The 19,275-nt window shown below is 60.9% G+C and carries 20 protein-coding genes; 14 read left to right on the top strand and 6 right to left on the bottom strand.

The window, feature by feature from the left end; all coding sequences use genetic code 11:
• Positions 1–86: 86 nt before the first annotated feature.
• From A0O30_RS13650 to A0O30_RS13640, 3 genes are read left to right on the top strand one after another with little or no spacing between them, the layout of a single operon-like run.
• The gene (locus A0O30_RS13650; protein ID WP_256589677.1) at positions 87–2,453 is read left to right on the top strand and encodes a type VI secretion system Vgr family protein; all 2,367 of its coding nucleotides are present in this window, start codon (positions 87–89) and stop codon (positions 2,451–2,453) included.
• An 18-nt stretch (positions 2,454–2,471) separates the two neighbouring features.
• Positions 2,472–3,782: a VRR-NUC domain-containing protein gene (locus tag A0O30_RS13645; RefSeq protein WP_146232454.1), complete on the top strand. Its 1,311-nt coding sequence runs from the start codon at positions 2,472–2,474 to the stop codon at positions 3,780–3,782.
• Positions 3,775–4,881, top strand: a complete 1,107-nt coding sequence (locus A0O30_RS13640) for a type VI immunity family protein (protein ID WP_105946867.1) — start codon at positions 3,775–3,777, stop codon at positions 4,879–4,881. The genes A0O30_RS13645 and A0O30_RS13640 overlap by 8 nt, the downstream gene beginning before the upstream one ends.
• A 34-nt stretch (positions 4,882–4,915) precedes the next feature.
• Here the strand turns inward: A0O30_RS13640 and A0O30_RS13635 are convergent, their stop codons facing one another.
• Both A0O30_RS13635 and A0O30_RS13630 read right to left on the bottom strand, forming a co-directional pair.
• A complete protein-coding gene (locus A0O30_RS13635) occupies positions 4,916–5,470 on the bottom strand; it encodes a murein L,D-transpeptidase family protein (RefSeq protein WP_105946866.1) in 555 nt (184 codons plus the stop codon).
• Between the two features lie 25 nt (positions 5,471–5,495).
• Positions 5,496–6,053, bottom strand: coding sequence for an NUDIX hydrolase (locus A0O30_RS13630; RefSeq protein ID WP_105946865.1), 558 nt, complete (start codon positions 6,051–6,053; stop codon positions 5,496–5,498).
• Between the two features lie 123 nt (positions 6,054–6,176).
• Here A0O30_RS13630 and A0O30_RS13625 point away from each other — a divergent pair, with 123 nt between their 5' ends.
• The 5 genes from A0O30_RS13625 (at position 6,177) to purT (ending at position 9,333) form a co-directional block, all read left to right on the top strand.
• A complete protein-coding gene (locus A0O30_RS13625; RefSeq protein WP_105946864.1) occupies positions 6,177–6,776 on the top strand; it encodes a CoA pyrophosphatase in 600 nt (199 codons plus the stop codon).
• A 44-nt stretch (positions 6,777–6,820) separates the two neighbouring features.
• The gene (locus tag A0O30_RS13620; protein ID WP_105946863.1) at positions 6,821–7,345 is read left to right on the top strand and encodes a gamma carbonic anhydrase family protein; all 525 of its coding nucleotides are present in this window, start codon (positions 6,821–6,823) and stop codon (positions 7,343–7,345) included.
• Positions 7,335–7,532 carry a DUF1289 domain-containing protein gene (locus A0O30_RS13615; RefSeq protein ID WP_105946862.1) on the top strand — a complete coding sequence of 66 codons (198 nt, stop codon included), beginning with the start codon at positions 7,335–7,337 and terminating at the stop codon, positions 7,530–7,532. The genes A0O30_RS13620 and A0O30_RS13615 overlap by 11 nt, the downstream gene beginning before the upstream one ends.
• Before the next feature lie 75 nt (positions 7,533–7,607).
• Complete coding sequence (locus A0O30_RS13610) at positions 7,608–8,075, top strand: VUT family protein (RefSeq protein ID WP_060497399.1); 468 nt, start codon at positions 7,608–7,610, stop codon at positions 8,073–8,075.
• 76 nt (positions 8,076–8,151) lie between these two features.
• The gene (purT, locus tag A0O30_RS13605) at positions 8,152–9,333 is read left to right on the top strand and encodes a formate-dependent phosphoribosylglycinamide formyltransferase (protein WP_105946861.1); all 1,182 of its coding nucleotides are present in this window, start codon (positions 8,152–8,154) and stop codon (positions 9,331–9,333) included.
• 138 nt (positions 9,334–9,471) lie between these two features.
• On the opposite strand, the gene A0O30_RS13600 is transcribed toward purT, so the two are convergent.
• From A0O30_RS13600 to A0O30_RS13590, 3 genes are all read right to left on the bottom strand, one after another.
• Positions 9,472–10,773 carry an MFS transporter gene (locus A0O30_RS13600; protein ID WP_105946860.1) on the bottom strand — a complete coding sequence of 434 codons (1,302 nt, stop codon included), beginning with the start codon at positions 10,771–10,773 and terminating at the stop codon, positions 9,472–9,474.
• Positions 10,774–11,048: 275 nt separating this feature from the next.
• On the bottom strand, positions 11,049–12,254 hold the full coding sequence (locus A0O30_RS13595; protein ID WP_105946859.1) for a transporter associated domain-containing protein: 1,206 nt from the start codon (positions 12,252–12,254) through the stop codon (positions 11,049–11,051).
• Between the two features lie 9 nt (positions 12,255–12,263).
• Positions 12,264–13,073 (bottom strand): inner membrane protein YpjD, encoded by an 810-nt coding sequence (locus tag A0O30_RS13590; protein ID WP_060497395.1) that lies wholly within the window; start codon positions 13,071–13,073, stop codon positions 12,264–12,266.
• A 314-nt stretch (positions 13,074–13,387) separates the two neighbouring features.
• Between A0O30_RS13590 and ffh the strand changes: the two genes are divergently transcribed.
• From ffh to A0O30_RS13555, 6 genes are all read left to right on the top strand, one after another.
• A complete protein-coding gene (gene ffh / locus A0O30_RS13580; RefSeq protein WP_012270758.1) occupies positions 13,388–14,764 on the top strand; it encodes a signal recognition particle protein in 1,377 nt (458 codons plus the stop codon).
• A gap of 247 nt (positions 14,765–15,011) precedes the next feature.
• Positions 15,012–15,263: a 30S ribosomal protein S16 gene (gene rpsP / locus A0O30_RS13575; protein WP_008094480.1), complete on the top strand. Its 252-nt coding sequence runs from the start codon at positions 15,012–15,014 to the stop codon at positions 15,261–15,263.
• 5 nt (positions 15,264–15,268) lie between these two features.
• Positions 15,269–15,805, top strand: coding sequence for a ribosome maturation factor RimM (rimM, locus tag A0O30_RS13570; protein ID WP_060497393.1), 537 nt, complete (start codon positions 15,269–15,271; stop codon positions 15,803–15,805).
• A gap of 3 nt (positions 15,806–15,808) precedes the next feature.
• Positions 15,809–16,561, top strand: coding sequence for a tRNA (guanosine(37)-N1)-methyltransferase TrmD (gene trmD, locus A0O30_RS13565; RefSeq protein WP_087502637.1), 753 nt, complete (start codon positions 15,809–15,811; stop codon positions 16,559–16,561).
• 42 nt (positions 16,562–16,603) lie between these two features.
• Complete coding sequence (gene rplS / locus A0O30_RS13560) at positions 16,604–16,954, top strand: 50S ribosomal protein L19 (RefSeq protein ID WP_003252148.1); 351 nt, start codon at positions 16,604–16,606, stop codon at positions 16,952–16,954.
• A gap of 95 nt (positions 16,955–17,049) precedes the next feature.
• The gene (locus tag A0O30_RS13555) at positions 17,050–17,457 is read left to right on the top strand and encodes an acyl-CoA thioesterase (RefSeq protein ID WP_016501229.1); all 408 of its coding nucleotides are present in this window, start codon (positions 17,050–17,052) and stop codon (positions 17,455–17,457) included.
• A 3-nt stretch (positions 17,458–17,460) separates the two neighbouring features.
• Here the strand turns inward: A0O30_RS13555 and A0O30_RS13550 are convergent, their stop codons facing one another.
• A complete protein-coding gene (locus A0O30_RS13550; protein ID WP_105946857.1) occupies positions 17,461–19,266 on the bottom strand; it encodes a sodium:proton antiporter in 1,806 nt (601 codons plus the stop codon).
• Positions 19,267–19,275 lie beyond the last annotated feature (9 nt).

Raw genomic sequence — 19,275 nt, 5'->3', positions numbered from 1 at the left:
TTCAAAGGCGGGCGAACCGTGGATTGCAGCGCTAAGCCGTTGTAGTCCGCCATTGCTGCCATTCATACATGTGGGAAGAAAAGGCAATGTACAGGCAGTCGGACTTGAGCTTCAGTTTTCAGCCCCTTGCCAGCAAGGTCGGGTTCGAGGTGGTCTCCTTCACCCTGGACGAAGCTGTCAGCACTCCCTTCCAGTTGAGCCTGGAACTGGTCAGCTATGAAGACACCGTTGATTTCGGCCACGTCCTGGACAAGCCTGCGCTTTTTACCATCTGGGGTCGCGAGGGCCCGCTGCGCCATGTGCATGGGCTGGTGAGTACCTTCACCCAAGGTGAAACGGGGTTTTGCCGCACGCGTTATCGTGCCGTGGTCGAGCCGCTGCTGGCCCGCGCCAACCTGCGCTCGAACTGGCGTATTTTTCAGCAGAAATCCGTCCCGCAAATACTTGAGCTGATGCTCAAGCGCCAGGGCATCACCCAGTACGAACTGCGTGCCAGCAAGGATCATCAGGTCCGCGAGTTCTGTGTGCAGGCGGGTGAAACAGACCTTGCGTTCATCGCACGGTTGGCGGCAGAGGAAGGCTTCGTCTATCGCTTCGCACACAGTGAAAAGCTGCACAAGCTGATCATTACCGACCGGCTGCAATCATTGGGGCTTATCAGCCATGGGGCCATCAAGGCTGAGGATGAAGACGAGGGCTTCGACCAAGGCGACACCCCTTTAACCCCTGACACCGTGCTGTACCAGTCCGACAGTGGGGGCGACCAGCCAATCCCCTGCCTGCGCCGCTTGCACTACAGCGAGCAGGTACGCACCGCGCGCCAGGTACAGCGTGACTACACCTTCACCAACCCGGCCTACCGCCAGGAGCACAGAGCGTCTGGCCCCTTCCTGGAACACCAGTCTGGCGAGTACGAACGCTTCGATTACCCAGGCCGCTACAAACGTGACGTGGCAGGTAAGCCATTCACCGAAAATCGCATTACCGCCCTGCGCCATGATGTGCGAATCGCCGAGGTACAAGGTGACGATGTGCGCTTGCAGCCGGGGCTCAGTTTCACCCTGGCAGGTCACCCGCGCGACGACCTCAACGCGCATTGGCGGGTCAACACCGTCACCCATGAAGGCAGCCAGTTCACCAGCCTGCAAGAAGAAGCCGCCGGTGCCGACCAAGGCACGCGGTACGTGCAAACCGCACAACTCGTGCCCGGCAGAACCGAGTGGCGCCCCGCCCCGCTGAAGCAGCCTCGGGTCGATGGGCCGCACATGGCCACCGTGGTCGGCCCGCCCGGTGAAGAGATCTATTGCGATGAGTGGGGTCGGGTCAAAGTAAGTTTCCCTTGGGACCGTGAGAGCCAGGATAACGAGTACAGTTCTTGCTGGGTGCGAGTGTCCCAAGGTTGGGCCGGCGGTAGCTGGGGCTCGATGGCCATCCCGCGCATCGGCCAGGACGTGATCATCCAGTACGTCAACGGCGACCCGGACCAGCCGATGATTACCGGGCGTACCTATTGCGGCAACCAGTTGCCGCCCTATGACCTACCCGACCACAAGACCCGCATGACCATCAAGAGCCAGACCCACAAGGGCGATGGCTTCAATGAACTGCGTTTCGAGGATGAGCTGGGTAAACAAGAGGTTTTCATTCATGCCGAAAAGGACCAGAACAATGTGGTCAAGCATGATGAAACAACCCGCGTTGGGCATGACCGTTGCGAATGGGTGGGGAATGACGAGCGTGTTGAAGTCGGGCATGACCGCTCGAAACAGGTGAAGAATGACGAGCTCACGGTCGTTGGGCGCGACCAGCGAATAGAAATTACCCAGGACCGTATCCAGGTGACCGGGCGTAATCAGGAAACGATCACCAGGCAGCACTCAACCAGCCATGTGGGCGGCGATCGTCATGAAAAGACGGTTGGGCATCATGTGTGTTCGACCGAGGGTAATTCAACCCATGAGGTAGCAGGGCGCTTTAAGTTGACCGTTGAAGAGTCCATCGAGTCGCGCTCAACCGAAATAACCGTGCGTGCAGGCCAACGGCTGTCGTTGGTAGGGCCAACGGGGCGGATTCTGATTGATGAAAATGGCGTAACGATAGAGGCAACGGCAATCAACCTGAAAGGCAGGGTCAATGTTCAAGCACAGCCTGTCGGTAACGCTCACTGGGTAGGAGAAGGTGTATCACCGTCTGGGCCTCTTCAGGAATTTTTCCGATTTATTAGTCCCGATACCGGGCTACCTATGGCCGGTCACCCCTATGAAGTCAAACGGGCTAACGGGAAAATATTTCGAGCGATGACGGATGAGTCAGGAAGAACGCTAACTTTCAACTCGAGCTTCAATGAAGTGTTTGAGGTTTCTCCATTATCTAATACGTCTAATTCGCTAACGTTGCAAGCCAGTTATTGGGATGACGATGTAGAGGGGCTGGAAATCGATTTCAAGCGCTGAATCAAGGTGAGTGTAGAGATGGAAGAACGGAATGAAAGGAAGATGGCAGGCCGCCCTAGAAACGGCCGGGCGTTGACCACTGCAAAACCCACTGCTGTTGGTGTAATCGTCCCCGTCACCGACCCGCCAGACCTGTGGTACCTGTGCGAGAAAGCCCGCTATGCACGGCGCTTTCCTTATATTCGGAGTGATGGCGAACGTGCCATGTATCAGCGTCGCGTTTCAACCTGGGTTCGCCTTGATAATGAGAATTTTGCCTACCGTTTTCCCTATTGCGGGGAAGTCGGATTCAATATGAGCCACAGGCCGCCAAGCCCGGTCATGAGCAAGGATGAACCTTTTCGGCCAAGTACATTTCCGCTATCAAAATACAGTTTGATGAAGAACCGGCTTCTGGACGGTGTGTCGGCATTGTTGGTGGAAGTTGATTTGCTTGACAAGGTGGAGTTGGAAAGTGCCCTGTCGTGGACCTTGGAGGAGGACGGCAAGAAAGTTGAGGTTGACCCACGAATTGTGAGGATCCTTAAGGGTGGCAAGGTCAAGGGGCTTTTGCGAATTCCCGATGTGCTGCGTTTGAAGGTTTATGACAACCCTGGTGAAGCTCAGTACAGCCAGGCGAATTTAAAGTCTGTCATTGAAATGAAATTCCCGGGTGACGTGTTGTCTCCTGCTCAGCAGGAAGCTTACGAAATCATTGCAGGGCCTGCTGGCCTGCGCGTGCTGTATACCGAGACTTGTGACTGTGCAGACAGGGAGCAGTGGCGTGAGTGGGTAAAAGGCAGCGAGAAAGACCCGGTGTACAAGCCTGTTCAGCAAGTGACCAGCCTGGCTTCTCGAATGAGCATCGAAAAAAACAAACTGCTGGTTGGGCGCATTGATGAAGAACATGAAAAAGCGCGTCGGCTTCTGGGCGGCCAGTTACCGCACGTTGAAGGCCCGCAATGGGAGGCCGCACCCGACCCCAGGCTGGTTGAGGCCCAGAATCGCCGAGCGATTGCTGGCCTTGAAATGGTTTTAGCCGCTCCTTTTGTTGCTGCAGCGGCAGGCGCTGCTGCCAACGTTGTGGTACCAGCCAGAGTCGTGGCTACAGGAACAGTTGTAGCGAAAAGTGCAGGTCAAAGCGTTCCCTATCGCGCTGTTATAGAAGCAGTTGCGAGAAAGGTTCTACCCGCTTCAGCAGCTGTGTCTGCACCTGCTTTCGCCGATCCACCCGATGAGGTTACGCAGCCGCAGAAGTACCCTGCGATTGACTGGAACGTGTATCAGATGCCCGCTTCTGCACAGAATTATGTCATTTGGGAAAATGCTTCGGTGAATATCAATGAGTGAAGATGAGTTCAACAAAGCGTTCGCTTCCCATCGTAATGACTTCATCTATTACGATGAGCTGGATGGGGAGTCTGTAGTCATCAATGTGGGTCTGGTTGCATCCTTTCAGATAACTAAATCCTACACACCCGAAGGGCGGCAGCGCATCGTTGATGCCGTGGAAATATTCTGTCGTCACCACGGTGACAAACTGAAGTGGGGATACAGGGGCGCGGAGGACATGCTGGCGCATGACTACTCCCCAGCCAGCGTGAAAGCAACGCTGGCTTACTTGGCAGGTGACGGATTCGCCGAGCCGCTGGCTTTTCGCTGGGCGTCTGTAGAGGGCTATGGCAACGTGCCGGATTACATGATCGACGGCTATTCGCCTGCCGGTTGGATGGAGGAAGTTCATGGCACCTTTACTACCCTCCGTTTCTATTTGCCTGTGGAGGAGATTCTGCAAGGCAGAAAGGAACGATTTGAAGCGTTGCTGCATGAAATGTGCTGCGCGCTTGAACCCCTGCATGCCGCTGCGGGCCTGGGGGTGCAACATACTTATCAGTGGGAGGATTTCCAACACGTTGAATATGAAGTGGCTATGACCTACCAAGGCCTGGATCTCGCACGGCCTCGGGGCAACCCAAGTTGGCGGTCAGGCTATAGCAACCTGAATTGGTACACCTACATCAACAGCGCCTGGATGAGCAAGCTGGGTACTCAGGACGCGTTATTGGCGAAGTTGGATGACATCAGGATAGGCGTTCAGTATTTGCCTAAAGGCACTTTGCTGCGTGCCGGGGACTGGCCTGCACTCTGGAAGGTTGGCTTTAATGAAAAACCTGAACACTATGTCAGGGTCAATGAGCTGATCAAAAGCCTGCGAGTGGAAGATATAGGCGCGCTGCATTACGGTTCCATCGCGGGAGAAACGCGCATGACCCAGCTCATCAGCAATGCCTGGCTCAGAAGGTTTGATCTGCCTCCGGGGAAAGCGCTGCCCACAACGCCTCTGCGCTATCGGTATGTTTCCGCAGCCGAAAGAGAGCAAGTGGCCAATCGCAAGCGCACTCTTGATGACTTTCTGGCAACTTCAAACACTAAGCTGCCAGGCAGTTAGCAAGCGCCTTTGTCTGAAAAAGCTGTTTTTGGCCTCAAGGCCGAATCTCGATCAACGTCCCATCCCGCACCAGGTCCCACACTTCCTGCATGTCACGGTTACGCATGGCAATGCAGCCATCGGTCCAGTCCAGGGTGTGGAAGTACCATTCCGGGTATTCGTCGTTGATCGGCGTGCCGTGGATCATGATCATGCTGCCGGCACTCACCCCTTCGCGTGTGGCACGGGCGGCGTCGCTGATGTTCGGGTAATTGATGTGCATGGCCAGGTTGAAGCGGTCGCTTTGCTTGCGCCAGTCCAGCCAGTACAGGCCTTCGGGGGTTTTCTTGTCGCCTTCGCGCTCTTTGGCGCCCTTGGGCTGCTTGCCCAGGGAAATGCGGTAGGTTTTCAGCGGCTCGCCACGGCTGATCAGCTGCAGGCGGCGCTCGGACTTGATCACCAGCACCTTGTCGATCAGCGGTTGCATGGCCTGCTGCGAAGGCGAAGGCGTTTGCGCTGCCGGTACGGGCTTGCGGATGATGGTCTCGGTGAAGGCCGCCTGGGACACCGAGGTAACGCAAAGGCAGAAAAGGGCAAGCAACCAACGCATGTAACGGTATCCCTGAAGGCTTTTTCTATGTAGAGGTCGTGGTCGAGACGTTCATCGGCGGCAGGTACTCATGGCCAATGGGGTAGTGCTGCCCGATGCGGTCGCGATAGTAGCATTCTAGTGTGCGCGTGACGGTGCGGAAAGCCAGCTCGCCCCACGGTATCTCATGTTCTTCGAACAAGCGCACCTCAAGGCTTTCGACACCCACATCAAAGGCAAGGTCCGCCAGCTCGGCGCGGAAGAACACATGCACCTGGTTGATGTGCGGCAAATCGAACAGTTGGTACAGGCTCATCGACCCGACCCGGGCGCAGGCTTCCTCGACCGTTTCGCGACGGGCGGCCTGGTCGAGGGTTTCGCCGTTCTCCATGAAGCCGGCGGGCAAGGTCCAGTAACCCCGGCGTGGCTCGATGGCGCGCCGGCACAGCAGCACCTGGCTGCCCCAGGTGGGCAACACGCCAGCAACGATGTTGGGGTTCTGGTAGTGGATGGTCTGGCAAGACTCGCAGACATACCGCAGGCGGCTGTCGCCTTCGGGGATCCGCTGTATGACTGGCTGGCCGCACGCGCTGCAGAATTTCATGTGTAGGTCCTTTTGCCTGGGGCTATCTTGGCGTGTCGGCAAGGCCGCCGCAAGCGCAGGGGCTTGGGTGCTTCGCGGCTTTGGTGCATCATGCAAGGCAGGCCTTGGATACGAGTGTGCGCAATGCTGGACGAGCTACTTCGCCGAATGAGCAACCACCAACCCGCATCATTGGAAACCGACCGGCGGTTCCCTGAAGCGGCGGTTCTTTTGCCCATTACCCGCAGCGAAGCGCCCGAACTGGTCCTTACCTTGCGCGCCAAGGGCCTGTCCACACATGGTGGAGAAGTGGCCTTTCCCGGTGGCCGCCGCGACCCGGAAGACCCGGACCTGGTGTTCACCGCGCTCCGTGAAGCCGAAGAAGAAATCGGCCTGCCGCCGGGGCTGGTGGAAGTGATCGGCCCGCTCAGCCCGCTGATTTCGCTGCATGGCCTTAAAGTGACGCCATTCGTCGGGGTTATTCCCGACTTCGTCGAATACCGCGCCAACGACGCCGAAATCGCGGCAGTATTCACCGTGCCGCTGGAATTCTTCCGCCAGGACCCACGCGACCATACCCACCGTATCGATTACCAGGGGCGCAGCTGGTATGTGCCCAGCTACCGCTATGGCGAATACAAGATCTGGGGGTTGTCGGCGATCATGATCGTGGAACTGGTCAACGTGTTGTTCGATGCCGGCATCAGCCTGCACCAGCCCCCTGAGCGTTACATCGAAAACTGAGCGGGGCCAACCCCGCCGTCTGCGTTCCAGCCTGAGGAGCAAGCATGAAATACCGCCTGGGCGACCTGCGGGTCGAGAGCCACCCCACCAGTTGGGCTGCACCCAACGCCACACTGATTGGCAACGTGCGCCTGCAGGCCGATGCCAGCGTATGGTTTGGCGCGGTACTGCGCGGGGATAACGAGCTGATCGACATTGGCGAGGGCAGCAACGTGCAGGATGGCACGGTGATGCACACCGACATGGGCTCGCCGCTGACCTTGGGCAAGGGCGTGACCGTTGGCCACAATGCCATGCTGCATGGCTGCACGGTGGACGACTACAGCCTGGTCGGTATCAATGCGGTGATCCTCAACGGCGCGCGTATCGGCAAGCACTGCATCATCGGCGCCAATGCACTGATCGCCGAGGGCAAGGAAATCCCCGATGGGTCGCTGGTGATGGGCTCGCCGGGCAAGGTGGTACGTGAGTTGACCGAGCAGCAGAAGCGCATGCTCGAAGCCAGCGCCGCGCACTATGTGCATAATGCCCGGCGTTATGCGCAGGAACTGGTGGTTGATGATGAGTGATGTTGGAGAGCGGCCGGTAGCCTCGCCGTGCGTGAGCATTTGTGCGCTCGACGAGCAGGATATCTGCACCGGGTGCCAGCGTACCGTGGCGGAGATTGGCCGCTGGGGGCGGATGGACAATGAAGAGCGGCGGGCGGTGTTGAGGCTGTGCCATGAACGGGCAGTAGCCGCCGGCCTCATCCTCTAGGCTCCTACAGGGAGTGCCGTTGCCTGTCGAAGAAGCCAGCGGTAATCTGTAGGGCTTGCCCACAGACGACTCGCCATGTTCTATCTGATTGCCTACATCAGCAGCGTAGTGCTGATCAACTACGCCTTCTCTAGCGCCCCGCACCTGGACATCATCTGGTCCGCCTGGGGCGGCCTGGTGTTCATCCTGCGCGACATGGTGCAGACCCGCTTCGGCCACGGCGCCCTGGTGGCCATGCTGGTGGCCCTGGTGCTGTCCTACGTCACCTCGGAGCCGGCCATCGCCTTGGCCAGTGCCACCGCGTTCTTCATTTCCGAGCTGATCGACTGGCTGGTGTTCAGCATCACCCGCCGGCCGCTGCGCGACCGTCTGTGGCTGAGCTCGGCACTGAGCATTCCGGTGGATACCTTCATCTTCTTCGGCATGATCGGCGCCCTGACGCCTGCGATAGTCGGTACCGCCATGGCCTCGAAGTTTGCCGGTGTCACCGCCGTGTGGCTGGCCATGGCATTTCGCGCCCGGCGGGCCGCCGTTGCGGGCTGATGGTGTAGAATAGCGGTCCTTTTTCAGCGGGCAGTACCAAGCCTGGTGCGGCCCCGGATGCCTTCGAGGACCTGAAATGACCCGTATCGGAACCCCCTTGTCGCCCACCGCGACCCGTGTACTGCTGTGCGGCTGTGGCGAGCTGGGCAAGGAAGTGGTGATCGAGCTGCAGCGCCTGGGCGTCGAAGTGATCGCCGTCGACCGCTACGCCAATGCCCCGGCCATGCAGGTGGCGCACCGCAGCCACGTGGTCAACATGCTCGATGGCGTGGCCCTGCGGGCCGTGATCGAAGCCGAAAAACCGCACTACATCGTTCCGGAAATCGAAGCCATCGCCACCGCCACCCTGGTCGAGCTGGAGAACGAAGGCTTCAACGTGGTGCCGACTGCCCGTGCCACCCAGCTCACCATGAACCGCGAAGGCATTCGTCGCCTCGCCGCCGAAGAGCTGGAGCTGCCAACCTCGCCCTACCACTTCGCCGACACCTATGAAGACTTCGCCAAGGGCGTGGCCGATGTCGGCTACCCGTGCGTGGTCAAGCCAGTAATGAGTTCGTCGGGCAAGGGCCAGAGCCTGCTGCGCAGCGATGCCGACTTGCAGAAAGCGTGGGACTACGCCCAGGAAGGCGGCCGCGCTGGCAAGGGCCGGGTGATCGTCGAGGGCTTTATCGACTTCGAATACGAAATTACCCTGCTGACCGTGCGCCATGTGGGGGGTACCACGTTCCTGGAGCCGGTTGGTCATCGCCAGGAGAAGGGCGATTATCAGGAATCGTGGCAGCCGCAGGCCATGAGCCCGAAAGCGCTGGCCGAATCGCAACGCGTGGCCAAGGCGGTCACCGATGCGTTGGGTGGTCGCGGCCTGTTTGGCGTTGAGCTGTTCGTGAAGGGCGACCAGGTGTGGTTCAGCGAAGTGTCGCCACGCCCGCATGACACAGGTCTGGTCACCCTGATTTCCCAGGACCTGTCGCAGTTTGCCCTGCATGCCCGTGCCATTCTCGGCCTGCCGATTCCGGTGGTGCGCCAGTTTGGCCCGTCGGCCTCGGCGGTGATCCTGCCGGAAGGGCAGTCGCAGCAGACCAGCTTCGCCAACCTGGGCGCAGCGCTGAGCGAGCCGGATACCGCCATTCGTCTGTTCGGCAAGCCAGAAATCAACGGCACCCGCCGCATGGGCGTGTGCCTGGCGCGTGATGAGTCGGTCGAGCTGGCGCGGGCCAAGGCGACCCGTGCATCGCAGACGGTCAAGGTCGAGTTCTGATCTGAGACCGTAAGGGGCCGCGTTGCGGCCCATCGCCGGCAAGCCAGCTCCCACAGGGTCTTCACAAGGTTCGAGGGCTGTGTGGTCCCTGTGGGAGCTGGCTTGCCGGCGATGGGCTGCAAAGCAGCCCCGGCTTTCTCAAAGTTCGGTATTGCGGGTCTCTTTCAGGCACAACACGGCAATCAGGCTGATCACCGCCGCCGCCGATACATAACCCCCCACCCAGCTCAACCCACCCATGCTCACCAGCTTCTGGGCAAAGAACGGTGCCGCCGAAGCCCCGACAATCCCGCCCAGGTTATACGCCGCCGAAGCGCCGGTATAACGCACGTGGGTCGGGAACAGTTCAGGCAGCAGTGCCCCCATCGGCGCAAAGGTCACGCCCATCAGGAACAGCTCGATGGCCAGGAACAGCGCCACACCGGTGGTCGAGCCCGAGGTCAGCAGCGGTTCCATGGTAAAGCCCGAAGCCACCGCCAGCAGGCCACCGACGATCAGCACCGGCTTGCGCCCGTAACGGTCGCTGAGCCAGGCCGACAGCGGTGTGGCCAAGGCCATGAACACCACCGCGAAGCACAGCAGGCCAAGGAACGTCTCGCGGCTGTAGCCCAGTGTGGTCACGCCATAGCTCAGCGAGAACACTGTAGAGATGTAGAACAGCGCGTAGCACACCACCATGGCCGCAGCGCCCAGCAGGGTTGGCACCCAGTACTTGGAAAACAGGTCGACTACCGGCATTTTCACCCGCTCGTGACGGGCAACGGCCTTGGCGAATACCGGGCTTTCTTCAAGCTTCAGGCGCACATAGAGCCCCACCAGCACCAGCGCGGCGCTGAGCAGGAACGGAATGCGCCAGCCCCACTCACGGAACTGCTCGTCGCTGAGCACCAGGGCCAGGGTCAGGAACAGGCCGTTGGCAGCCAAAAAGCCGATCGACGGCCCAAGTTGCGGGAACATGCCGAACCAGGCGCGTTTGCCTGCCGGGGCGTTCTCGGTGGCCAGCAGCGCCGCGCCACCCCATTCGCCGCCCAGGCCCAGGCCTTGGCCAAAGCGCAGCAGGCAGAGGATGATCGGCGCCCACACGCCAATGCTGTCATAGCCTGGCAGCACGCCAATGGCCGTGGTGGACACACCCATCAGCAGCAGCGAGGCGACCAAGGTTGATTTACGGCCGATGCGGTCGCCGAAATGGCCGAACAGCGCCGAGCCCAATGGGCGGGCAAGGAAGGCAATACCAAAGGTGAGGAACGCCGCCAGCATCTGCGCAGTGCCCGACCCCGACGGGAAGAACACCGGGCCGATCACCAGGGCAGCGGCGGTGGCGTAAACGTAAAAGTCGTAGAACTCGATGGCGGTGCCGATAAAGCTGGCAGTGGCCACCCGTGCCGGCGAGTTGACCGGCGCGGCAGGCGCTTCGGCATAGGTGCTGCTGGTTGTCATTAAGTAGGTCCCTAACAGTCTGGTCCGGCTCCATGGGCTTTGCCCGCGACGATGTGCAATGCAAAAGGGCAGGCACAGATGCGCGGACGCCGGAGCGTTTTGTTGTTGTGTGCGCCCGACTGACGATAGCCCAAGGGGGATAGGGGCGGGGCGGGCTCTGTTCGGGGTGTTGAAGCAGGACCGCAGGGCGTGTCAGTGGAGCGGACTGGCCGTGTAGCGCCGGGTGCGGGTAGCAGGCGGGACGGCGGGGCTGGGTAAGCGTGACCCGAGTATAGCTATCGGGTCACGGTCCACACCAGTACCTTGCTGGCACAATTGTCCTCTGTTTCGAGGATTTCCAGGCGATAGCGGCCGATCTTCAGGCAAACGGCGCTTTCCGGGATGCTCTCCAGCGCTTCGGTCACCAGCCCGTTGAGGGTTTTCGGCCCGCCGTCGCAGGGCAGGTGCCAGCCCAGGGTACGGTTGATTTCGCGTAGAGAAGCGGTGCCATCGATGACGAACGTGCCATCGGGCTGCGGGTGTACATGGGGGTTGTCCAGGCTTTGCTCGTCCTCGAACTCGCCGACGATCTCTTCGAGGATGTCTTCCAGGGTGACAATGCCCAGCACCTCGCCGTACTCATCCACCACCACGCCCAGCCGGCGCTGTTGCTTGTGAAAGTTCAGCAGCTGCATTTGCAGCGGCGTGCTTTCCGGCACGAAATAGGGTTCGTAGCAGGCGCTGTGCAGCGCCTCCAGGGTCAGTTCGGCCTTGGGTAGCAGGTGGCTGATCAGCTTGGTGTTGAGGATCGCCTCAACCTGGTTGATGTCGTTGTGGTAGACCGGCAGGCGGGTGTGGCGGCTGACGATCAGCTGCTCGATGATGCGCTCGATCGGCTCGTCGAGGTTGATGCCGTCCACTTCATTGCGCGGCACCAGGATGTCGTTGACGGTGATCTTGTCCAGCGATTGCAGGCCGTCGAGCAGCCCGTGGCGAGGTGTTTCGTGTTCTTCGTCTTCGTCGAAATCATCGGCTTCCTGCGGGTGCAGGGCCACTGCGGTTGGTTGCACGCGGAACGGGCGCAGCAGCAGTTTGGCGAAGCCGTCCAGCAGGCAGGCCAGCGGCTGCAGCAGGGCGAGGGGCACTTTCAGCAGGCTGGCACCCAGGCTGACGAACGCCTGCGGGTTGCGCCGGGCCAGGCGCCGTGGCAGGTACTCGGCAAATACCAGCAAGGTGAAGGTAGCGGCCAACCCCGCCAGCCAGAAGCCGTGCTCGCCGCTATGACGCTGGCCCAGCAGGCAGGCCAGGCCTAGCACCAGCAGCTTGCCAAGGCTGGCGCACAGCACCAGGGCCTGGGCCGGCAGGGCGAGCGTGTCGTCTTCGTGGGGGCGCAGCGAGCCATTGAGCTGCAGGCGGGCGGCATCCACGGCAGTGAACAGCGCTGACCACAACAGGGCCAGTGCGAGGGTGCCGAATAGCGGTGCGTACGGCAGGGTGTCCATGGGCGGCCGTCAGATATGCAGGATGAATTCGCGAACCAGCTTGCTGCCGAAGTAGGCCAGCATCAGCAGGCAGAAACCGGCCAGCGTCCAGCGGATAGCCTTGTGGCCACGCCAGCCGAGGCGGGTGCGGCCCCACAGCAGTACGCTGAACACCACCCAGGCGACACAGGCCAGCAAGGTCTTGTGCACCAGATGCTGGGCGAACAGGTTGTCGAGGAACAGCCAGCCAGAGATCAGCGACAGCGACAACAGGCACCAGCCGGCCCAGAGGAAGCCGAACAGCAGGCTTTCCATGGTTTGCAGGGGCGGGAAGTTGCGGATCAGTCCGGACGGGTGCTTGTTCTTCAGCTGGCGGTCCTGCAGCAGCAACAGCAGCGACTGGAACACTGCGATGGTGAACAGCCCGTAGGCCAGGATCGACAGCAGGATGTGCGCGAGGATGCCGGGTTCTTCGTTGATCAGCGGCACCGTGCCGGGTGGCGCGAACTGGGCCAGCAGCGCGGTTACCGCACCCAGCGGGAACAGCAGCACCAGCAGGTTTTCCACCGGGATGCGCAGGCAGGCCAGCAGGGTCAGGGCAATGACGGCTACGGCGATCAGGCTGGCGGCACTGAAGAAGTCCAGGCTCAGGCCCAGCGGGGTGATCAGCTGGAAGAACAGTGCACCGGCCTGGGCCAGCACCGCGAAGGCACCCAGCAGGCCAGGCAGACGCTTGTCGGCCTTGCGGCCCTGGGCGAGGTGCGTGCCCTGGTAGATGGCCGCTGCTATATAGAGGCCGGCGGCGATCAGGTTGGGGATGAGGCTGGGTGAGGAGACCATAAGTCCTGGTTGGCGAGCCTTAAAGAGACGGAGTTTGGCATAGATTCCGCTGCTCTAGGAAGACTGAAGGCTTGTGTCAGGGCATTCGCGGGCACGCCCGCTCCTACAGGTCCTGCACTGGCTCTGAAAGTGGTGAAGATCCTGTGGGAGCGGGCGAGCCCGCGAAGAGGCCAGTAATGCCACCGACCATCTCCCAAGGTGTGCGCCGCCGCCGCACTTCGCTATAATCGCCGCCTTGCTGTGCCCGGCGGGTGTGTATTTCCCCCCTGGGCGCCTGACAAACCTCGGCTTTTACTGGGCCTGAAAGGATCACCATGTTCGAAAACCTGACCGACCGCCTGTCACAGACGCTGCGCCATGTCACCGGCAAGGCCAAGCTGACCGAAGACAACATCAAGGACACGCTGCGCGAAGTGCGCATGGCCCTGCTTGAGGCCGACGTTGCCCTGCCGGTGGTCAAGGATTTCGTCAACAGCGTCAAGGAGCGTGCGGTCGGCACCGAAGTGTCGCGCAGCCTCACCCCGGGCCAGGCGTTCGTGAAGATCGTCCAGGCCGAGCTGGAAAGCCTGATGGGCGCGGCCAACGAAGACCTCGCGCTGAACGCCGCCCCGCCAGCCGTCGTGCTGATGGCCGGCCTGCAGGGCGCCGGTAAGACCACCACCGCCGGCAAGCTGGCGCGCTTCCTTAAAGAGCGCAAGAAAAAGAGCGTGATGGTGGTGTCCGCCGACGTTTACCGCCCGGCGGCGATCAAGCAGCTGGAAACCCTGGCCAACGACATCGGCGTCACCTTCTTCCCGTCCGACATCAGCCAGAAGCCGGTGGCCATTGCCGAAGCAGCCATCCGCGAAGCCAAGCTGAAGTTCATCGACGTGGTCATCGTCGACACCGCCGGCCGTCTGCACATCGACGCCGACATGATGGACGAGATCAAGGCGCTGCACGCTGCGGTCAAGCCGATCGAGACCCTGTTCGTGGTCGACGCCATGACCGGCCAGGATGCTGCCAACACCGCCAAGGCGTTTGGCGAGGCCCTGCCGCTGACCGGTGTTGTGCTGACCAAGGTCGACGGTGATGCCCGTGGCGGTGCTGCGCTGTCGGTGCGTGCCATTACCGGCAAGCCGATCAAGTTCATCGGTATGGGCGAGAAGACCGAAGCCCTTGAGCCGTTCCACCCCGACCGTGTTGCTTCGCGCATCCTCGGCATGGGTGACGTGCTCAGCCTGATCGAGCAGGCCGAGCAGACCATCGACAAGGCCAAGGCCGACAAGCTGGCCAAAAAGCTGAAGAAGGGTAAGGGCTTCGACCTCGAAGACTTCCGTGACCAGCTGCAACAAATGAAGAACATGGGCGGCCTGGGCGGCCTGATGGACAAGCTGCCGAGCATTGGCGGGGTCAACCTGTCGCAGATGGGTAACGCACAAGGCGCCGCCGAGAAGCAGTTCAAGCAGATGGAAGCGATCATCAACTCCATGACCCCGGCCGAGCGCCGCGACCCTGACCTGATCAGCGGTTCGCGCAAGCGCCGTATCGCCCTGGGTTCCGGTACCCAGGTGCAGGACATCGGCCGGCTGATCAAGCAGCACAAGCAGATGCAGAAGATGATGAAGAAATTCTCTGCCAAAGGCGGCATGGCCAAGATGATGCGCGGCCTGGGCGGTATGCTGCCTGGCGGCGGCATGCCGAAGCTGTAACACCTATTCCGGGTGTCTGCCGTTTATCGGGCAGGCGCCCAGAACCCCCGCCTTGGCGGGGCAACGGCCGCGGATTTCGCGGCGCAACCGGCAAATCTGGACGGTGGGGCAGGGCCTTGCCGAAAAAGTCATTTGCAAATGTCCGTGTATTCCCCGAGAATATGCGGCCTTTTGGGCACCCGTGTGCCTATTTGGCATTCAGATTTGCAGTACAAACTGCAACACCGACTATAGGAACGATGTTCACATGGTAACCATTCGTCTGGCCCGTGGCGGCTCGAAAAAGCGCCCATTCTACCACCTGACCGTGACCAACTCGCGTAACGCCCGTGACGGCCGTTTCGTTGAGCGCGTTGGCTTCTTCAACCCGATCGCATCGGGCGCCGAAGTCAAGCTGTCGGTCAACCAAGAGCGCGTCACCTACTGGCTGAGCCAGGGCGCACAGCCGTCTGAGCGCGTTGCTCAGCTGCTGAAGGACGCTGCCAAGGCCGCTGCCTGAACAGTATGAACGCGACGCCAGAAAAGGCTGATGACCTCATCGTCGTCGGCAAGATTTTTTCGGTTCACGGCGTTCGCGGCGAGGTGAAGGTGTATTCCTTTACCGATCCGATTGAAAACCTGTTGGATTATCCGCGCTGGACGCTTCGGCACGAAGGCAAGGTAAAGCAGGTCGAGCTGGTCAACGGTCGTGGCTCCCAAAAGGGCCTGGTCGTGAAGCTGAAAGGCCTCGACGATCGCGATGAAGCCCGTCTTCTGAGCGGTTATGAAATCTGCATTTCGCGGAGCCTTTTGCCCAACCTGGCTGCCGACGAGTACTACTGGTACCAGTTGGAAGGCCTGAAGGTCATCAACCAGGACGAACAGCTGTTCGGCAAGGTCGATCACCTGTTGGAGACCGGTGCGAACGATGTAATGGTGGTCAAGCCCTGCGCAGGCAGCCTGGATGATCGCGAGCGTCTGTTGCCCTATACGGCGCAATGCGTGCTCAACATCGACCTGGAAGCAGGCGTGATGCGGGTTGAATGGGACGCGGACTTCTAAACGATGGGTAACCTTCGCGTAGACGTCATCACGTTGTTCCCCGAGATGTTCTCGGCCATCACGGAGTACGGCATTACCAGCCGCGCGGTGAAACAGGGGTTGCTTCAGGTGACTTGCTGGAACCCGCGGGACTACACCACAGATCGTCACCACACGGTAGATGATCGGCCGTTTGGCGGTGGTCCGGGCATGGTGATGAAAATCAAGCCTCTGGAAGACGCCCTGGTTAGCGCCAGGCAAGCGACCGGAGCAACGGCAAAGGTGATCTACCTTTCGCCACAAGGCCGCAAGCTGACTCAGCAGGCGGTCAAAGGCCTGGCCGAACAGGAATCGTTGATCCTGATCGCCGGTCGTTATGAAGGCATCGACGAGCGCTTTATCGAGGCTCATGTCGATGAGGAGTGGTCGATTGGGGACTATGTGCTTTCCGGTGGCGAGCTGCCGGCCATGGTACTGATCGATGCGGTTACACGGCTGCTGCCCGGAGCTTTAGGGCATGTGGACTCGGCGGAAGAAGATTCCTTCACCGACGGTCTGCTGGATTGCCCGCACTACACCCGACCTGAGGTGTATGCGGATCAGCGTGTTCCCGACGTGTTGCTAAGTGGCAACCATGCACATATCCGGCGTTGGAGGATGAAGCAGTCCCTTGGTAGGACCTTCGAACGACGCGCCGATCTTCTGGAAAGTCGCTCGCTTTCTGGAGAAGAGAAGAAGCTGCTCGAGGAATACCTCCGCGAGCGGGACGATAGTTAAACGTATCGATGGTGGATCGCGTATCCATCTTAGGAGCACAGCATGACCAACAAGATCATCCAGCAGCTCGAAGCCGAGCAGATGAGCAAGGAAATCCCGACCTTCGCACCAGGCGACACCGTTGTCGTTCAGGTTAAAGTGAAGGAAGGTGAGCGTTCCCGTCTGCAGGCGTTCGAAGGCGTTGTTATCGCCAAGCGTAACCGCGGTCTGAACAGCGCCTTCACCGTGCGCAAGATCTCCAGCGGCGTTGGCGTAGAGCGTACCTTCCAGACCTACAGCCCGCAAATCGACAGCCTGGCCGTGAAACGTCGTGGTGACGTGCGTAAAGCCAAGCTGTACTACCTGCGCGACCTGTCCGGCAAAGCCGCTCGCATCAAGGAAAAACTGTCCTGAGTACAGTTTGCCCGGTGGCCGAGGCCGCCTAGCGAGAAAAAAGCAGCCTTCGGGCTGCTTTTTTGCGTTTTGAACCTTTCAAAGATGTGAATGCCATGACTACCCGAGACCAGGAAATCCAGCGCCGTACCGAGCTGTCGGTGACTCGCGTGACCAAGGCGGTGTTCCCCAACACCACCAACCACCACAACACCCTGTTCGGCGGCACCGCCCTGGCCTGGATGGACGAAGTGTCGTTCATCGCCGCCACGCGCTTTTGCCGCCTGCCGCTGGTGACCGTGTCCACCGATCGCATCGACTTCAAGCACCCGATTCCGGCGGGCTCGATCGTCGAACTGGTCGGCTCGGTGATCAAGGTGGGTAATACCAGCTTGCAGGTGCAGGTGGACGTGTTTGTCGAGAACATGTACCTGGACGGCCGCGAACGGGCCATTCACGGCGTGTTCAGCTTTGTCGCCATTGACGAGGACAAGCGCCCGGTGCCGGTGCTCCCGGGCGCCTGAGTGTCAGGGCTCCGGGGCTGGCTCGATCAGCGCCACCAGGGTCCATCCCGGTTGCGGCTGTAGCGGGTTGTCGGGGCTGGCTACATGTACCCAGCCATGCCCGTCGCGCGCGAACAGCACGTGCGCACGCTCGCCATGCAGTGCCTGGTAGGCATCCCAGCCAAAGCTTTCGGTCAGGTTGGTGCTGTACAGTTCGGCGCCCTGATGCAGCCGGTTGGCCAGTTGCAGATAGGTCATTGGGCTGGCCCCCAGTAGATGCCCCCGATGCTCTTCGGCAGCTCGGTGCTTGTCGCTGCGTTGCTTCTCCAGGCCGCTGGCCAGCACGAACAGCCGACCGTTACCGAAGTCATGGCGGAACCTTGCGCAGGCCAGGGCGTTGATTTCGCCAGCGGGAGACAGCCCCAGCAAGTGCCCGAGGCCGACCAGGTCCAGGTGCGCGTCGGCATGCTGCGAGGCGGGGTTGCCAAAGTAGGTCGGTAGCCCGTCCATGCGTGCGGCGCGAATGTTTTCCCAGCTGGAGTCTGTCAGCAAAACCCGACAGCCCAATTGCTGCAGGGCTTTGGCGATGGCCCGGGCCGGCTCGTTGGCACCGACTACCAGAAAACCACTGGGCGCCGGCTCGGCGACCTTGAGCAGGCGTGCCAGCGGCCTGGCCGTGGCGCTTTGCAGTACCACCGTGCCGATGATCACGGCGAAGGTCAGCGGCACCAGCAGCAAGGCGTCCGGGTGCCCGGCCTGATGCAGGCGGATGGCGAAAATCGCTGAAACGGCGGCGGCAACGATGCCGCGTGGGGCAATCCAGGCCAGCAGTGCCCGTTCCCGCCAACTGAGCGGTGAGCCCAGTGTGGCCAGCCACACGTTCAGCGGGCGTGCCAGCAGCTGGATCACCAGCAACAACGCCAGTACCGCCGGGCCGAGGCCCAGCAGGGCATGCAGGTCAAGGCGCGCAGCCAGCAGGATGAACAGGCCGGAAATCAGCAGTACGCTGAGGTTCTCCTTGAAGTGCAGGATCTGCCGCACATCCACCCCGCGCATGTTGGCCAGCCACATGCCCATCACGGTTACCGCCAGTAGCCCGGACTCATGCACGATCTGGTTGGCGGCGATGAAAATACCCAGCACCGCTGCCAGGGATGCGAGGTTGTGCAGGTATTCCGGCAGCCATTGCTCGCGCATGATCTGCCCCAGCAGCCAACCCCCGGCCGCACCCAGGGCGCTACCGCAGAAAATAACCCCCGCGAAGGTGGTGAGGCTCTGGAACAGGCCATTGCCGTCTGCACTGGCGATGATGAAGCTGTACACCACCACGGCCAGCAGCGCACCGATGGGGTCGATCATGATCCCTTCCCAGCGCAGGATGTTGGCGATGGTCGACTTTGGCCGCACCACGCGCAGCATCGGCACGATCACAGTGGGGCCAGTCACAAGGGTCAAGGTGCCGAACAGAATCGCCAGCGGCCAGTCGAACCCCAGCAGCCAGTGGGTCGCCAGGGCGATGACCAGCCAGGTGACCAGCGCGCCCACGGTGACCAGGCGATGCACCACGCTGCCGATTTCGCGCCACTGCGACAGGTGCAGGGTGAGGCTGCCCTCGAACAGGATCAGCGCCACTGCCAGCGACACCAGCGGCATCAGCAGCGGGCCGAACAACGCCTCGGGGTCGAGCCAGCCCAATGCCGGGCCGGCAATGATCCCGGTCAGCAGCAGAAACAGAATCGCCGGTAGCTTCAGGCGCCAGGCCAGCCACTGGCAGGCCAGTGCAGCGGCGCCGATGCCGCCGACGCTAAGTAGTATCTGCTCTTCGCTCATGTGGGCTCC

The sequence above is a fragment of the Pseudomonas sp. LLC-1 genome (assembly GCF_002992185.1).
Classification (GTDB): Bacteria; Pseudomonadota; Gammaproteobacteria; order Pseudomonadales; family Pseudomonadaceae; genus Aquipseudomonas; species Aquipseudomonas monteilii.
The sequence above is the reverse complement of the archived record's forward strand: the minus strand, read 5'-3'. Positions and strand labels throughout refer to the sequence as shown.

Excerpts from the sequence above, each read along its gene's own strand:
- A0O30_RS13555 (WP_016501229.1), top strand. The coding sequence starts at position 17,050 with ATGACTACCCGAGACCAGGAAATCCAGCGCCGTACCGAGCTGTCGGTG.
- A0O30_RS13595 (WP_105946859.1), bottom strand. The coding sequence starts at position 12,254 with ATGGACACCCTGCCGTACGCACCGCTATTCGGCACCCTCGCACTGGCC.
- purT (WP_105946861.1), top strand. The coding sequence starts at position 8,152 with ATGACCCGTATCGGAACCCCCTTGTCGCCCACCGCGACCCGTGTACTG.
- A0O30_RS13645 (WP_146232454.1), top strand. The coding sequence starts at position 2,472 with ATGGAAGAACGGAATGAAAGGAAGATGGCAGGCCGCCCTAGAAACGGC.
- A0O30_RS13640 (WP_105946867.1), top strand. The coding sequence starts at position 3,775 with ATGAGTGAAGATGAGTTCAACAAAGCGTTCGCTTCCCATCGTAATGAC.
- A0O30_RS13630 (WP_105946865.1), bottom strand. The coding sequence starts at position 6,053 with ATGAAATTCTGCAGCGCGTGCGGCCAGCCAGTCATACAGCGGATCCCC.
- A0O30_RS13610 (WP_060497399.1), top strand. The coding sequence starts at position 7,608 with ATGTTCTATCTGATTGCCTACATCAGCAGCGTAGTGCTGATCAACTAC.
- A0O30_RS13600 (WP_105946860.1), bottom strand. The coding sequence starts at position 10,773 with ATGACAACCAGCAGCACCTATGCCGAAGCGCCTGCCGCGCCGGTCAAC.
- A0O30_RS13650 (WP_256589677.1), top strand. The coding sequence starts at position 87 with ATGTACAGGCAGTCGGACTTGAGCTTCAGTTTTCAGCCCCTTGCCAGC.
- ffh (WP_012270758.1), top strand. The coding sequence starts at position 13,388 with ATGTTCGAAAACCTGACCGACCGCCTGTCACAGACGCTGCGCCATGTC.
- rimM (WP_060497393.1), top strand. The coding sequence starts at position 15,269 with ATGAACGCGACGCCAGAAAAGGCTGATGACCTCATCGTCGTCGGCAAG.
- A0O30_RS13620 (WP_105946863.1), top strand. The coding sequence starts at position 6,821 with ATGAAATACCGCCTGGGCGACCTGCGGGTCGAGAGCCACCCCACCAGT.
- A0O30_RS13625 (WP_105946864.1), top strand. The coding sequence starts at position 6,177 with ATGCTGGACGAGCTACTTCGCCGAATGAGCAACCACCAACCCGCATCA.
- rpsP (WP_008094480.1), top strand. The coding sequence starts at position 15,012 with ATGGTAACCATTCGTCTGGCCCGTGGCGGCTCGAAAAAGCGCCCATTC.
- rplS (WP_003252148.1), top strand. The coding sequence starts at position 16,604 with ATGACCAACAAGATCATCCAGCAGCTCGAAGCCGAGCAGATGAGCAAG.
- A0O30_RS13635 (WP_105946866.1), bottom strand. The coding sequence starts at position 5,470 with ATGCGTTGGTTGCTTGCCCTTTTCTGCCTTTGCGTTACCTCGGTGTCC.
- trmD (WP_087502637.1), top strand. The coding sequence starts at position 15,809 with ATGGGTAACCTTCGCGTAGACGTCATCACGTTGTTCCCCGAGATGTTC.
- A0O30_RS13550 (WP_105946857.1), bottom strand. The coding sequence starts at position 19,266 with ATGAGCGAAGAGCAGATACTACTTAGCGTCGGCGGCATCGGCGCCGCT.
- A0O30_RS13590 (WP_060497395.1), bottom strand. The coding sequence starts at position 13,073 with ATGGTCTCCTCACCCAGCCTCATCCCCAACCTGATCGCCGCCGGCCTC.
- A0O30_RS13615 (WP_105946862.1), top strand. The coding sequence starts at position 7,335 with ATGATGAGTGATGTTGGAGAGCGGCCGGTAGCCTCGCCGTGCGTGAGC.